Raw genomic sequence first — 14,281 nt, 5'->3', positions numbered from 1 at the left:
TTAGCTTAGTCGCAACTGCCCTAGCTGGGGTTTTGTTGAGATAGCTAGTTGTCAATTCCTCCACCAGACGAGCATCAGGGGTTTGATCTAAAACTTTAGTAGAAGAGCTACTAGTTGAGTTGGAGTTCTTTTTAGCCCCAGTGAGGTTGCAGCTTGGCAGATATAGAACCGAAGCCAATAGTAAAATTGCTAGGGAAATAGATTTGATATCTTGCATGGTGTTGCTAGAGCTGTTTTCATAATTCAAACCATTTGGCATAACTCAAGATCCGAAAATTGCTTTAGTTCAATTTTGTGGTGTTACTTCTGGCGTTGCTGATTATGGGTATGGTTTTGCCCCCCTAACCCCCCAGCGAGCAATCCCTCGCTGGGGGGAACAAAACTCTCAAAGTCCCCCGAGCGAGCAATCCCTCGCTCGGGGGATTTAGGGGGCTGTAATAAAACCAGATGATCGCGCATTCATTCCTTAATTCAGCAACGCCTTACTTCTGAGTTACAGAAGGGGAAGTATACAGATAGAGAATTCACGACCAAGAGGAGTCATTGAGAAACAAAACCCTATCTTAGCAATCTCTCAGTCTTCCAACAAAAGCATTCAAGGGGGATATTATAACATCCATTCTCGGAAGATTCGCTTTGAGGTGATCGATACTGGGATAGGAATCAGTCCTCAACAGTTAGATAAAATATTCCAACCCTTTGAACAAGTAGGGGATACCCAGCTTCGGATAGCTGGAGCGGGTTTAGGCTTAGCTATCAGTCAGCAAATCGTTAAATTGATGGGAAGTAAAATAAACGTTAAAAGTCAATTATGCCAAGGTTCAACATTTTGGTTTGATGTCACCTTACCTGTGATATATATTGTTGCTAAAGCAGAAATTACTGGCATTATTGGAGAAGTATTTACAATTAGAGTGGGTTGATCAAGAGGTGCCGTAAGCAGTCAGCAGTCAGCAGTCAGCTTAAAATAAACCTATGCAGGCCTATGGCCACGCTACGGGAACGGCTCAATTTAAGATTGAGATATTAATGATAATTTAAAGTCTGGGGATTTGCCCATCAAAGCTGATAGCTGATAGCTGACATTGTTTAGTTATAAAAAAAATTACTTTCTTAACAGGAATAATGTAGTCAATATCAGCACTAAAATTGCTTCAGTTCCCAAAAGACCGTAGATGGTTTGTCTTTGCTCAGGGGTGGAGGCAAAATAATCGATAAATACTGTGTAAATAATAAACTGAGAGAGAATTCCAAGTAAACATAATCCAATGCCCCACAATTTTCGTGCTCCTAGTCCAATCACGGCTGCTGTATCGAGGATGCCATAGAAAACATCGCCAATTCTCCAGATTAAAGGTGTTTCTAACCACGGCATTTCCCCAAAACCTGCTATATTACCAAAGTGGACAATCGCGCCATAGGCAAAGACAAAGGCGAGGATTCTTAAATAAATGCTCATCCAAGGGCGTTCTGTAGCTTGGATAAAATAGTCAACCATAGGTAATACGTCCGTGAAAAAAAACGACTTCTGTCCACCTTTTAGAAGAATAGTAGATGGTTTGTCTGTAGTGCAAGCTACCAATCAAGTTTTCTTAGGGCAATATTTGCAGTTAGAGTGGGTGTATCAGCCAATACCTCAACTAGATGATAAATTTGTTCCCTTTGCTCAGACTATATCGAATTATGCTAATGAATTTAAATTACCAAAAATTAGACTATTGATAGAAAAGTATCTTGAAAATAATTAGTATAGCGCAGGGAATCGGGAATCGGGAATCGGGAATCGGGAATCGGGAATCGGGAATCGGGAATCGGGAATCGGGAATCGGGAATCGGGAATCGGGAATCGGGAATCGGGAATCGGGAAAGAGAGGGAAGTGTGGGAAGTGTGGGGAGATGGGGAGATGGGGAGATTTTTATTAAGGGTAATTATCCGGACATGATATAAACGCTATATTCAGCCTGTTAATTATTAATTAATGAAGGAAATAGGTATTGATGAATTAAAACTAGAATTTATTAACCGGAAAAGATATATAGTGTTTCTCATAGTTATGAGGGACATTAAATGTTCTTACACCGACTCCCGACTCCCGACTCCCGACTCCCTAAAACCCAAAACTTTGTATCTCACATAATTGAAAAGTACTATACTATGATTCGTCTTTATTTCTTAATTAAATCTAGCCTGATTATAGGCATAGGATTATCAGTCATAGCATCAGCAATAGCATCGACTGCCCCAGGGATTACTCTTGCTCAGGAACCTGTAGATGGAACAGGACAAAGAATGAATTCACAGGTAAAGATTGTTAAGGTGGGAGTGATGGCAATTCGGGGTGTTGACCATACTAAGGCAAAATGGCAACCGACCCTAGACTATCTCAGTGACACGATTTCCGGCTATGTTTTCCAACTTGTACCACTAGAGTTTGACACCCTCGAAGAAATAATAGCTAACCAGGAGGTGGACTTTGTGTTGCCTAACCCTGGAATGTATGTAGAGTTGGAATGGATTTATGGGGCAAGACGAATTGCCACCCTAAAAAATCTACGCCTAGGTAAGCCTTACACCCAATTTGGAGCGGTTATCCTGCGTCATGCTGACCGCAATGATATCCAGGATTTAAAGGATTTACGGGGTAAAACCTTTATAGCCGTCAGTGAAATTGCCTTTGGGGGCTGGCAAATGGCATGGGAAACTCTGTTAGAAGCTGGAGTTAACCCCTACCGTGACTTTCCAGCGCTCCACTTTGGTGGTAGCCATGACGCAGTGGTCTACGCTGTTCGTGATGGTATTGTCGATGCTGGCACTGTCCGCACTGATACCCTGGAACGTATGGCACAGGAGGGCAAAATTAATCTAGATGACTTTGTGATCCTGAATCAGCAAACTCAATATCAGGACACTTTCCCTTTTGCTCTGAGTACTAAACTTTATCCAGAATGGCCCTTTTCCACACTACCCCATACCCCAATGGAGTTAGCGGAAGAGGTTGCGATCGCATTAATTACCATGCCTTCTGAGCACCCAGCGGCCAAAGCTGGTCTTTATCACGGCTGGACCATCCCGGCCAACTACCAACCTTGTCACGAAACCTTACGCAATCTGCGGGTTCGTCCCTACGAAGATTGGGGAAAAGTGACTCTGGGTCAAGTTATCCATCACTACCGCTATTGGCTGTTATTTGCTGGTGTTTCCTGCTTTGGATTTAGCTATGGTCTAGTTTATCTAGCTGGGCGTAGGCGAATTGAAGCAGAACTGCGAAAAACCAATGCTTTACTGGAAATCCGGGTTGAGGAACGTACAGCTGAGTTCAAAGCAGCTAAAGAAGCGGCTGATCAGGCTAATAACGCCAAAAGTGAATTCCTGGCTAATATGAGTCATGAATTGCGTACTCCCCTCAATGGCATTTTGGGTTATGCCCAAATTCTGCAACGGGATCCACAGATAACTGCTAAACAAAAAGACCAGATCAATCTTATTTATCAGTGTGGCAACTATCTACTCCATCTGATTAATGACATTTTAGACTTATCCAAAATCGAAGCTCGGAAAATGGAACTGTTTCCGACAGAAATTCATTTGCCGTCCTTTTTGAAAGAAGTTGTAGAAATGTGCCGCGTCAAAGCCCAGCAAAAGCAGATTGCTTTTATTTATCAACCCTCATCCCATCTGCCAGACGGTATCCTGGCTGATGGCAAACGATTGCGACAAGTTCTGCTTAATCTTTTGGGCAATGCCATTAAGTTTACTGACCATGGCGGAGTCACCTTTAAGGTAGAACTTATCAGTAACCACCAAGCACTTTCTACTCCCCAATCCCCCCTAGTCATAGTTCGATTTATCATTAAAGATACTGGGATTGGGATGACCCCAGAACAACTGGAAAAAATATTTTTGCCCTTTGAACAGGTGGGGGATGTTTATAATCGTGCTCAAGGTACTGGACTGGGATTAGCGATTAGCCAAACAATTATCAAGTTGATGGGAAGTTGTATCAATGTTGAGAGTACTTATGCCCAAGGTAGCATTTTCTCTATCGATTTAGAGTTACCCATTACCACAGCTGTGATTGAGACTAAGCAAGCCTCTACCAAAACCATTATAGGTTATCAGGGTAAACCACAAAAAATCCTAGTAGTAGATGACAAATGGGAGAATCGCTCTGTAATTGTGAATGTGTTACAACCTCTAGGATTTGATCTGTTGGAGGCCAGTAATGGCGTTGAGGGTTTGGAAAAAGCCACAGAATGTAACCCTGATCTAATTATTACTGACTTGGTGATGCCGGTGATGGATGGCTTGGAAATGATGCGACGTCTGCGCTCATCAGATAAATTTAAAGATCTGTTGATTATTGCTTCATCTGCCAGTGTTTATGAGTTAGACAAGCAAGAGAGTTGGACTGCAGGCTGCGATGATTTTATTCCTAAACCAGTGGACGTAGCCGAATTACTGGAAAAATTAAAACAGCATTTGCAACTGGAATGGGTGTATGAAGACTTCATACCAAAACCAGAAACTATAATAGATGCTGGAGCTGAAGAAATCAACCTAGATGCCATTGTGCCTCCCCCATCCGATGTGCTGCTCCAACTTTATGAGTTTGCTAAGAAAGGTAATGTGTTTGAAATCAGCAAAGAAGCAAAAAAGCTGGAAGAATTAGATGCTAAATTTGTCCCATTTGCTAAGGTGATATTTCAATTTGCTAAGGAATTTAATGTGAAGAAACTTAGGAACTTTATCGAACATTATGTCGATTAAGTATCATTATAATTGGGGGAATAGGGAATAGGGAATAGGGAATAGGGAATAGGGACTTCGGAGCAGGAACCCACCCCTAACCCCTCCCAGGAGGGGAAGGCAAGAGGCAAGAGGGAAAAAATATTGTGTACCTCAGGTGCGACCCGTGGCGAATTTAATTCTTAATGGGTCAAGCGCACCTCATAGCTATGAGAAACGCTATATTCCTGCTCTGGTGACAATAACGATATAGTAATCTGTGTAGGAATTGTGATAATTTTTGATGCCGTATTTCCTACTCCCTACTCCCTACTCCCTACTCCCTACTCCCTACTCCCTACTCCCTTTGCTATAGACAAAAATCAGGGATTTTGGTAAAATTTTATGGCTAGATTCAATACTTCTGGGTAATTGCTAAAGGAGAAAACTACTAATGTCAGAGCACATTTCGTTTGATGAACTGTTAGGCAAAATGAGCGAAGCCTATGAAGATGCCCAGAGCAAAGTTGAGCAATGTAATGTTTTAGTAATTGGTAAAACCGGTGTAGGAAAAAGTACTTTAGTAAACACAATTTTTCGCTCTCGTCTGGCAGAAACTGGAGTGGGCTATCCTGTTACTCAAACCATTCGTCGTTATACGAAAACAGGTTGCCCGATTACAGTGTACGATACACCAGGGCTAGAACTTAAAGCTCAACAGATTGAACGAGTAAGGGGAGATATCTCGAAACTAATTGATGATCAAAGGAAACTAGAGGCAAAAGAACATATTCATGTGGTGTGGTATTGCCTTAATCATGAAACAGCTCGATTGGATCCGATTGAGGAAGAATGGCTAAAGAGCCTGCAACAAAAAGATGTACCCGTTATCTTAGTGCTGACTCAAACCTTAACGAAAAAACGTAGTGAGTTTATTGCTTTCCTAGAGGGTAAGAATCTACCGGTTAGTCAGATTATTCCAGTGCTAGCACAATCAAAACCTATCGATGATGATTATACGGTGACAGCCCATGGTTTAGAGCGTTTAGTAGAAGTGACGGCAAATTTACTGCCGGAAGCCCAGCGCAAAGCATTTCTGAGAGAACAGATTAGAAATATTGAACTAAAAGCAGGTGAAGCGTTTAAATATGTTACGGGTTACGTTACTGGTTCAGCATTGGTTGGTGCCTCACCAATTCCGTTTTCTGATGCGCCAATCTTGGTAACTATGCAAACGGTAATGATTGCTAACATCACTAGCATTTTTGGATTAACGGTTGAAAGAGCTTTTCTGGGCATGGTGATATCTGCTCTTGGGGGTACAGGAGGAATGACTGCAGTGGGTAAAGTAATTGTCGCGAATTTACTCAAAATGATTCCTGGTGCAGGCACCGTGCTTGGTGGAGCAATATCAGGCTCAACGGCAGCAGCACTAACCCTGGCTCTTGGTCTATCTTATATTAAAGCACTTAAGATTTATGTGAAAGCTCAGGTTGATGGTAAAGAAATACCCCTTTCTGAGCTGGCGAAAATTATCATTGAACAATATAAATATTATGCGGGAACAGGTAAAAAAAGCTTGAGCGATCGGGAATTGCCCCCTTCAGATTAGGAAAGATGGGGAGATGGGGAGATGGGGAGATGGGGAGATGGGGAGTGTGGAGATCTCACAGGGGTAGGTTTTTTACATTTGGGTCGGGAGTCGGGAATCGGGAGTCGGGAATCGGGAGTCGGGAATCGGAACCCACCCCTAACCCCTCCCAGGAGGGGAAGAGCGGGAAATGGGGAGAATTATCCCGGAAAATATTGTGTATTTTGATACATATTTTGAGGAATTTATACGTAATCAAAGTACCTACTCGCCCCTTTGTAAAAAACCTACCCTTATGAGGATGGGGAGATGGGGAGATGGGGAGTTTATTATAGTTTTTGCCTAATTGCTAGTAACTATAGCGGTTATCCTATTAATTAGCTACACAGATTTTTTCCCTATTCCCTGTGGGTGCATCTCCTAAAAGCTGTTTGACCCGGTGGTGCGTTACGGGACTGGCTCTCCCAACACTGGCGACCGTTAAAATCAGGGCAAGCCAGTCCCTAACGCACCCTACGCAACTACACAGATTTTTTCCCTATTCCCTGTGGGTGCATCTCCTAAAAGCTGTTTGACCCGGTGGTGCGTTACGGGACTGGCTCTCCCAACACTGGCGACCGTTAAAATCAGGGCAAGCCAGTCCCTAACGCACCCTACGCAACTTTTTTACTATTCTTCAACATCATAACCTTCAACTAACCAACCTTCAACCTTCAACTAACTAACCTTCAACCTTTAAACTAATAACCTGCTAACCTTCAAAAAAAATAGCCGCAGAAATACTATCCACGGCTAGGAATTTACCTTATGTCATTCAGTTTTCCAACCTATCCAAACGTGAGTGATCTTACACGACTCAACCGGATGGTTTGGCCGGGGGAAAACCCCCCAGCAATTTAACGTGTTAACGGAGTCTGAAGTACTTGGTGCTAATTGTTATGAATTCTCCCGGAACATCCGTCGGCTGCAGAGGACTCCACTCGGATATTTCGGTGTAGCCCAGTGCATAGAGGGTATGCATGGTATTAGTTATTGCCTTGCGGGAGCCTTTCAAAATGTGCTGAACACGGATTTTTTTGTTGGAATAATCGTCTGGATTGTTCTCTGAATTTGTTGGAAATTCTGATGGCATAAGGTGAACCTTTTGTTTTTTATTTGCATATATAATAGTAATGATTATAGTTTATATTGTCAAGGGTTTTTAGAAGTTTTTTTTTGAGGGGTAATGTAAAGAAATGCGATCGCTAAAAAAATGCGATCGCAAAAGCTTTTCAGCATTTAAATTGGGATACCTAAATTGCTGAAAGGCAAGAGGCAAGAGGCAAGAGGCAAGAGGCAAGAGGGAAAAAATCCTGTGTACCTAATTACTCTGAGAAAAGATATAATGGAAATGTTTAGCAAACTTAAATGAATTGTGATAATTTTTTCCCTTTGGGTGCATCTCCTAAAAGCTGTTTGACCCGGTGGTGCGTTACGGGGCGGGCTGTCCCAAAAAGGCGCGAAGAGGCGGAAAATGAGCCCGCCCCTAACACACCCTACGCAACTGTTAGATCATGTTATGACAATTACCCTTAATAAAAATCTCCCCCATCTCCCCATCTCCCCATCTCCCCACACTTCCCACACTTCCCACCCTCCCCACACTCTTCCCTACTCCCTACTCCCTACTCCCTACTCCCTATTTCCTATTCCCTTTTATTTCGGAAAAAACTGATTAACAGTACAACTAAAACCCGGTAGGATAGGAGAGGTTAGGGTATCTTGGCTGAAAAGGGTTACTACTAATTTGAGCTGACTGTTTTCTCGGCGATAAACTTCGAGCTTGCGAGACCTCCAATCAGCAATCCAATATTCTTTTACGCCTCGTGAAGAGTAAAGTTTTAGTTTAGCTTCTCGGTCTCGTCTTTGGTCTTGTTGACTAGCAGATAAAACTTCGACTGCTAATTCTGGGGCACCAGTTAGATGTCCAGATTCGTCTAAGGTTAATGTATAGGTTTCTTGAGTAACCCAAACGACATCGGGAATAACATTATCGGATTCGGAAAACAGGACACCAGGACTAGGAATAGCTTCTCCTAAACCACTTGCTTCAGACCAAGCATCTAGCTGTCGAAAAATTTTGCCACAGGTTTGCTGATGTTTAGTATGAGGCGCTCTAGTGACAAATAATTCTCCATCAATGATTTCGTAGCGTGTTCCTTCATTTTCTGGTAGCAATTCTAGGTCATGAATAGTCCAGTATACTCTCTCATGTATTGCCTGATTCATAATTATACTCTGTGGATGTAGCTCTATACTAATTCTACTCGCGACTTTCGACTCGCGACTCCCTATTCCCATAGTGTCAGAGTTAGATTACGAGCTAGGGAAGCTATAACTATAATGTGATCGTCGGGGCATACTCTAGAAAGTAGTTATATTAACAAATGGAGCTAGAACAAAGAACAAAGAACAAAGGGAGCAGGAGTACGAGTCTAATTTTGATGGGAATAACGAAGCTCAACGGTTAATTTTTGCGTCCATGTTTTGTGCGGATTGATTGCATACTGCCATCAACCCAAGAAAGCGAGCCTTAACCTCGACTGGCTTTTGCCTCAATCTGCGCGGGCCCGAACTCAGGTTATCGTAGTTTTACTGATTGTGGGTGAGTGGGATTTCTTTGGTTTGTTTTTAGGATTCTGAGAAAGAAATAAACTTTATACTTTTGATATTAAGGTAGTTTAAGCAAAAGCTGCACGCAATAAATTTAACTACGTGCAGCTTTGTATTTGTTTGATTGAAAATTTTAGATGAGGTAGAACCTGGTGCTTGCTAGGTAACCCTGATTATTGTTTCTTTGGAACCTAGAGTTGAGTATGGGCTTCAATTAAGAAAAATCCAAAGATAACCAAATTTCTCCGTTACCACCCTTGGAATAAATATCGCTCTCACCTCTTTTACGCCGTCTTTGTATTTCCTCAAATTCTATATCAAGATCTCCAGTTACATCACCTGTAAACAAGTTATAGCGAAGATTGAGATTCTTATCGCTACCAGGATCTATATCTGCGCGATCATCACCACCTCGGGTTCCACCATCACTATCAAGAAGCTGTATGTCTATAGGAATAGTTACACCAGAGACACTTCTACTAAAACGCCAGTTTGGACGAACGTCATTATCATTAGGTCTTTGAGGACTTACGATTTCACTTCCATTGTTTATTGAAACTATGCTATAGAAATCAGAGTCATTTGCTTTTGGAAAAATTCCGTAACGGTCACTGTCTAAGTCTCCTTTTACTCGATCTATGGTTACAGATACTCTTCCACTCTGCCTGAGATTGACCTTAGCAGCAGAACTAGTATTATTCTCCTCGTTAGTCTCACCCACAGTATTTTTTCTATCTACAATCATACCAATGTAACCAACACCATCATCGAAACTTTTCCAGATAGGACTAGTTTTGTTTGGTAAGGATAGGCTTGCTGACAATAACCCCGTGCTACCAATACCTCCTAGCTCACGGTCACTGACAGTATAACTCCCTATCTCCCAGTCCGTTGTATCAATATTGCTATCCTCAGACAGGTAAAACTTTACATCGAAAGAGCCAGGATCATCAAATCCTGTGTTCTGGATTCGGAAATTAGCATTAAAGTTACTTCCCGTGTTTATGGTAGTCTGTGCCGGGCGGAAACTTCCAACATAAAGGTCAGGACGTAAGCCCATAATATTGACCTTAGCAGCAGAACTAGTATTGTTCCACTCGTTAGTCTCACCCACAGTATTTTTTCTATCTACAATCATACCAATATAACCAACACCATTACCGAAACTTTTCCAGATAGGACTTGTTTTGTTTGGTAAGGATAGGCTTACCGACAATAACCCCGTGCTACCACTAGCTCCTAGCTTACCGTCACTGACAGTATAACTCTCTATCTTCCTGTCATCAGTAGTAATTTTTTTGTCATTAGACAGGTAAAACGTTACATCGAAAGAGCCAGGATCATCAAATCCTGTGTTCTGGATTTGGAAATTAGCATTAAAGTTACTTCCCGTGTTTATGGTAGTCTGTCCTAAACTAAGATTTAGAGCAGAAAGGTCGATATCCCTATCTCCAGGTGGTTGTAGATCCATAATCTCATTGGCTAGACCTAACATATCAGCACGACGGAATGTTAAGCCTGTGTTTGTAACATTATCATCTTCTTCATTTCCATCAACTCTTCCATTGCGATTTTCATCTCCATCAAATACCTGCTGACCAGTATTTCTCAAAAGCTGTATGAATTCTGTAGGCTCTAAGGTACGATTAAGTTCTTGTTCAGCTAATTGTTGCGCTAGTACTGCCATACCACTGATATGAGGAGCTGCCTGACTTGTACCATCCATTGGTACAGTACCACCGTCAGCATCAGCACCAATTATATCTACCCCTGGAGCAAATATATCTGTTAAGGTACTATGTCTTTGGGAGAAGGGAGCTATACGATCTACACCGCTAGTATTAGCTATTGCTCCACTGTTCCCACTTCTAGAACCCACATCGCCATCAAAAACAGCTCCAACAGAAATAACATTAGGATCTGCTGCTGGATAAGCTACGCCTTGCACGCTATTGTTGGGGAAGAAATCATTACCAGAAGCTCCAACTACTATCACACCCCTTGCTCTTAACTCTAGTAACTCATCGTCAATACCATAATCCGTTTGAGCTCTATTTAAATTTTGAGGTGTATAGTTGCCAGCACCTAATGACAGATTTACACTGACAATCTTGTGTGTCTCCACATTATTCAAAGCCCACTGCAAAGCCTGTTCTATCATACTAAAATCACCACCACCATCAGATGACTTGAAAACTTTCAGCGCTGCAATATTAACTCCTGGTGCAACACCAGGATTATCGGGATCCTGTGAAGCAATAATACTAGCTACATGAGAACCATGATTTGATCCTGGAATACTACGATTTGTTCCTGGAATATTACCAGTGATGTCACTCGCATCCATATCGTCATCAGCAAAGTTTTGATGATAGATAATTCGATCTGCCACACCATCATTATTTCTATCGGGTCCAAAAAAGGGATGGTCTAAATCGATTCCCGTATCTATAACTACAGCCGTGTAACCACTACCATCTATACCGGAAAACTCAGGGCGAGAACCTAGAGCTTTGTTCCCACTACGAAAATCATCTACCTCTATTGAGGGTAAAGAACTTGCGGTCGATTGAGTAACCCGTGCATCGGAACCAGTAGTGGTTATAGTAACACCACTAACTGTCTGAATCTTTGGTGTTACCGCCAAATTTAAATCATAATCAGTTCCTTCATCACTAGCCGTGGAAACCCTAACTCGATAAGCACCAGCACCAAGCTCCCTATCAATACTAATATCTCCACTGTTAGAGCTAGTGTAGCTACCAATTACAACGCCACTAGTGTTTAATAACTGGACACTAACATCAGCATCTAAATCAGTGAGATTAAGTTCAAAGTCATTGGTAGCGCCTAAGCTAAAGGCATAGTAGTCAGCAGAATCATTGTTTCCCACCCATCCTTCATAAGTTTTGCCATTACTCGCCACGCTGACACTACGGGCTTCACTGAAGGTGTTACCTACAATGTCATTGGAAGAGCTATCGATATCAGGATCAACTGGAGTAGAATCGGTAGGTTTTATAACCTTCAATTTCTCGCCCCTTGGAGAACCTACCCCATCCCTGCTAGACATGGAATATAGCCAACCTTCTACTTGGGTAGCATTTCCAAACACCTCAGACCAGGAGAACTCAAAAGAATGCTTAGAACCTGTTGTGCTTGATGTACCATTGGTAAGAGGTACACTAAATAGACCGGCTCGTCCTGGAGTTGCTCCAACAATTTCAAAGCTTGTTTTTGATAGTCGAGAAAGTACCTGTCCATTATCTCCACCCGTGAAATAAAGGTAGGGAACTCCTGGTGACCAATCACCATAGGTTTCTGCTTCTACTTTGACAGTATCCCCATCAACAGCAACCTTTAAACTCTTAAAATCCTGGTTGTCACTAATATTTTTTTCGTTGTTATCGTATAAGCTAAAGGCATAGTAGTCAGCAGAATCATTGTTTCCCACCCATCCTTCATAAGTTTTGCCATTACTCGCCACGCTGACACTACGAGCTTCACTGAAGGTGTTACCTACAATGTCATTGGAAGAGCTATCGATATCAGGATCAACTAGAGTAGGATCGGTAGGTTTTATAACTTTCAATTTCTCGCCCCTTGGAGAGCCTACTCCATCCCTGCTAGACATGGAATATAGCCAACCTTCTACTTGGGTAGCATTTCCAAACACCTCAGACCAGGAGAACTCAAAAGAATGCTTAGAACCTGTTGTGCTTGATGTACCATTGCTAAGAGGCACACTAAATAGACCGGCTCGTCCTGGAGTTGCTCCAACAATTTCAAAGCTTGTTTTTGATAGTCGAGAAAGTACCTGTCCATTATCTCCACCCGTGAAATAAAGGTAAGGAACTCCTGGTGACCAATCACCATAGGTTTCTGCTTCTACTTTGACAGTATCCCCATCAACAGCAACTTTTAAACTCTTAAAATCCTGGTTGTCACTAATATTTTGTTCGTTGTTATCGTAGGCAAAACTTAATCCGGGAGTTTCTACCTTAGAGAAAGCTGTAATGTTATACTTTCCTGTAGCGCGAGGACGATAACTGCTAGCCCTGAGAATATAATCAATATTTTCTTCTGCGGTGAACTCTATCTGGGAATTGCGAGTACCAGCAAAGTCATTGTTGACACTAACTACTTCTCCAGTACTAGCATCAACTAATTGTAAAAAATTATCAAAAGTAGAATTAAGTTCTACTAGTATCTCTTGTCCTGGCAGTACTCCTGTTAGTAAATAATCATCTTTGAATTTACCAGTAAGAGTCGGATTATTTAAATCTGTTTGGCTTAAGTATCCCGTAATAGTTTGGTTTACTTCGATTAATTCAGCTCCTTCACTGATACCTACAGGAGAGTTATTATTGTTTGAATTGGTGGCGAATGGGTCTGAATTTGGTAAGGAACTCGCTGCATCAAAAATGCTAGCATCTTCATTAAATATGAAAAAACTCATATCAACTCCTACAATTTTTTTTGTCGGAAATTGATACACCCTTGAAAGCCATAAAATTAATTAATCAACCTGAACCTTGAAGGTAAATTTACTTTGAATGAATCTAATTAATTTTTTGTTGGTTTCATCTATCTGATAGTGTTAGCCAGTTGTCTCGGACCTTCCGCTCAAAACCTGCATCCCATCACCCAGGCATAATCAGGCTTTGAGGCACTTGTGTCCGGCAGTCAGACCAGTGCCTTCAGCCAAATTGAGCTTAATACCAGAGTTGATTAGATTGTGAAAGTTAACGGTATCACGACCTTCTCCACGTAATTGTTGTATTCAACAGTGAGCACAGATATTGATTGGTGCCTAAAAAAATCCGGAATATCATTATAATGAATTGATTTTTTCTCCTTCATATAAGATAATTAACCGGAAAAAAATCCCTATTTATAGGTAAGCATTCAGCTCATGCCATGGCTGATAGCTGGCAATGGTAGATGCGCGGCGTTAGCTGTCGGCTGACTACTTCCATTTATAGCTTAAAACTAAGCGAAAATTCGCTATTTATTATCAAGTTAGCGTAATTCTACGTATCGATTAGTTAAAGATTTTGTTGAATTAATTTACTGCAGTTAAAGTATTTATAAAAAGCTTTTATTGGATGCTTAAAAAGCTTTTTATAGCTTGTGTTAGTAATATCAAGTCAGGTTGAATACCCATAATTAGAGGGAGGGTGGGGAGATGGGGAGATGGGGAGATGGGGAGATGGGGAGATGGGGAGATGGGGAGATGGGGAGATGGGGGGATGGGGAGATGGGGAGATGGGGAGGTGGGGAGGTGGGGAGATGGGGAGATGGGGGTACAG

12 protein-coding genes and 1 pseudogene are annotated in these 14,281 nt (G+C 41.8%); 7 read left to right on the top strand and 6 right to left on the bottom strand.

What is annotated here, in order from left to right; all coding sequences use genetic code 11:
* A pseudogene (locus F6K49_RS27355) lies at positions 1 to 259 on the bottom strand (hydratase); the annotation flags it as partial.
* A gap of 229 nt (positions 260 to 488) precedes the next feature.
* On the opposite strand from F6K49_RS27355, the gene F6K49_RS27350 reads away from it, so the two are divergent.
* On the top strand, positions 489 to 923 hold the full coding sequence (locus tag F6K49_RS27350) for an ATP-binding protein (RefSeq protein WP_365940123.1): 435 nt from the start codon (positions 489 to 491) through the stop codon (positions 921 to 923).
* Between the two features lie 182 nt (positions 924 to 1,105).
* Here the strand turns inward: F6K49_RS27350 and F6K49_RS27345 are convergent, their stop codons facing one another.
* Positions 1,106 to 1,498, bottom strand: a complete 393-nt coding sequence (locus F6K49_RS27345; RefSeq protein WP_293024784.1) for a hypothetical protein — start codon at positions 1,496 to 1,498, stop codon at positions 1,106 to 1,108.
* Positions 1,499 to 1,511: 13 nt separating this feature from the next.
* Here F6K49_RS27345 and F6K49_RS27340 point away from each other — a divergent pair, with 13 nt between their 5' ends.
* From F6K49_RS27340 to F6K49_RS27320, 5 genes are all read left to right on the top strand, one after another.
* A complete protein-coding gene (locus F6K49_RS27340) occupies positions 1,512 to 1,748 on the top strand; it encodes a hypothetical protein (RefSeq protein ID WP_293024782.1) in 237 nt (78 codons plus the stop codon).
* The gene (locus tag F6K49_RS27335) at positions 1,735 to 1,923 is read left to right on the top strand and encodes a hypothetical protein (protein ID WP_293101645.1); all 189 of its coding nucleotides are present in this window, start codon (positions 1,735 to 1,737) and stop codon (positions 1,921 to 1,923) included. Before F6K49_RS27340 ends, F6K49_RS27335 begins: the two co-directional genes overlap by 14 nt.
* 145 nt (positions 1,924 to 2,068) lie before the next feature.
* Complete coding sequence (locus tag F6K49_RS27330; protein WP_293101642.1) at positions 2,069 to 4,768, top strand: PhnD/SsuA/transferrin family substrate-binding protein; 2,700 nt, start codon at positions 2,069 to 2,071, stop codon at positions 4,766 to 4,768.
* Between the two features lie 412 nt (positions 4,769 to 5,180).
* Positions 5,181 to 6,338 carry a GTPase gene (locus F6K49_RS27325; RefSeq protein ID WP_293071483.1) on the top strand — a complete coding sequence of 386 codons (1,158 nt, stop codon included), beginning with the start codon at positions 5,181 to 5,183 and terminating at the stop codon, positions 6,336 to 6,338.
* Positions 6,339 to 6,359: 21 nt separating this feature from the next.
* Positions 6,360 to 6,545 carry a hypothetical protein gene (locus tag F6K49_RS27320; RefSeq protein WP_293030181.1) on the top strand — a complete coding sequence of 62 codons (186 nt, stop codon included), beginning with the start codon at positions 6,360 to 6,362 and terminating at the stop codon, positions 6,543 to 6,545.
* Between the two features lie 676 nt (positions 6,546 to 7,221).
* Here the strand turns inward: F6K49_RS27320 and F6K49_RS27315 are convergent.
* Positions 7,222 to 7,449, bottom strand: coding sequence for a hypothetical protein (locus tag F6K49_RS27315; protein ID WP_293045649.1), 228 nt, complete (start codon positions 7,447 to 7,449; stop codon positions 7,222 to 7,224).
* A 69-nt stretch (positions 7,450 to 7,518) separates the two neighbouring features.
* The gene (locus F6K49_RS27310; protein ID WP_293101639.1) at positions 7,519 to 7,656 is read right to left on the bottom strand and encodes a hypothetical protein; all 138 of its coding nucleotides are present in this window, start codon (positions 7,654 to 7,656) and stop codon (positions 7,519 to 7,521) included.
* A 219-nt stretch (positions 7,657 to 7,875) separates the two neighbouring features.
* Between F6K49_RS27310 and F6K49_RS27305 the strand changes: the two genes are divergently transcribed.
* Positions 7,876 to 8,031 (top strand): hypothetical protein, encoded by a 156-nt coding sequence (locus tag F6K49_RS27305; protein WP_293022921.1) that lies wholly within the window; start codon positions 7,876 to 7,878, stop codon positions 8,029 to 8,031.
* Here F6K49_RS27305 and F6K49_RS27300 read toward each other — a convergent pair.
* Both F6K49_RS27300 and F6K49_RS27295 read right to left on the bottom strand, forming a co-directional pair.
* On the bottom strand, positions 8,013 to 8,585 hold the full coding sequence (locus tag F6K49_RS27300) for a Uma2 family endonuclease (RefSeq protein WP_293101636.1): 573 nt from the start codon (positions 8,583 to 8,585) through the stop codon (positions 8,013 to 8,015). The genes F6K49_RS27305 and F6K49_RS27300 overlap by 19 nt on opposite strands.
* A gap of 598 nt (positions 8,586 to 9,183) precedes the next feature.
* Positions 9,184 to 13,428, bottom strand: coding sequence for a S8 family serine peptidase (locus F6K49_RS27295; protein WP_293101633.1), 4,245 nt, complete (start codon positions 13,426 to 13,428; stop codon positions 9,184 to 9,186).
* Positions 13,429 to 14,281 lie beyond the last annotated feature (853 nt).

It is taken from the genome of Moorena sp. SIO3I6 (assembly GCF_010672095.1).
This window is presented reverse-complemented; position numbering and strand designations above follow the sequence as displayed.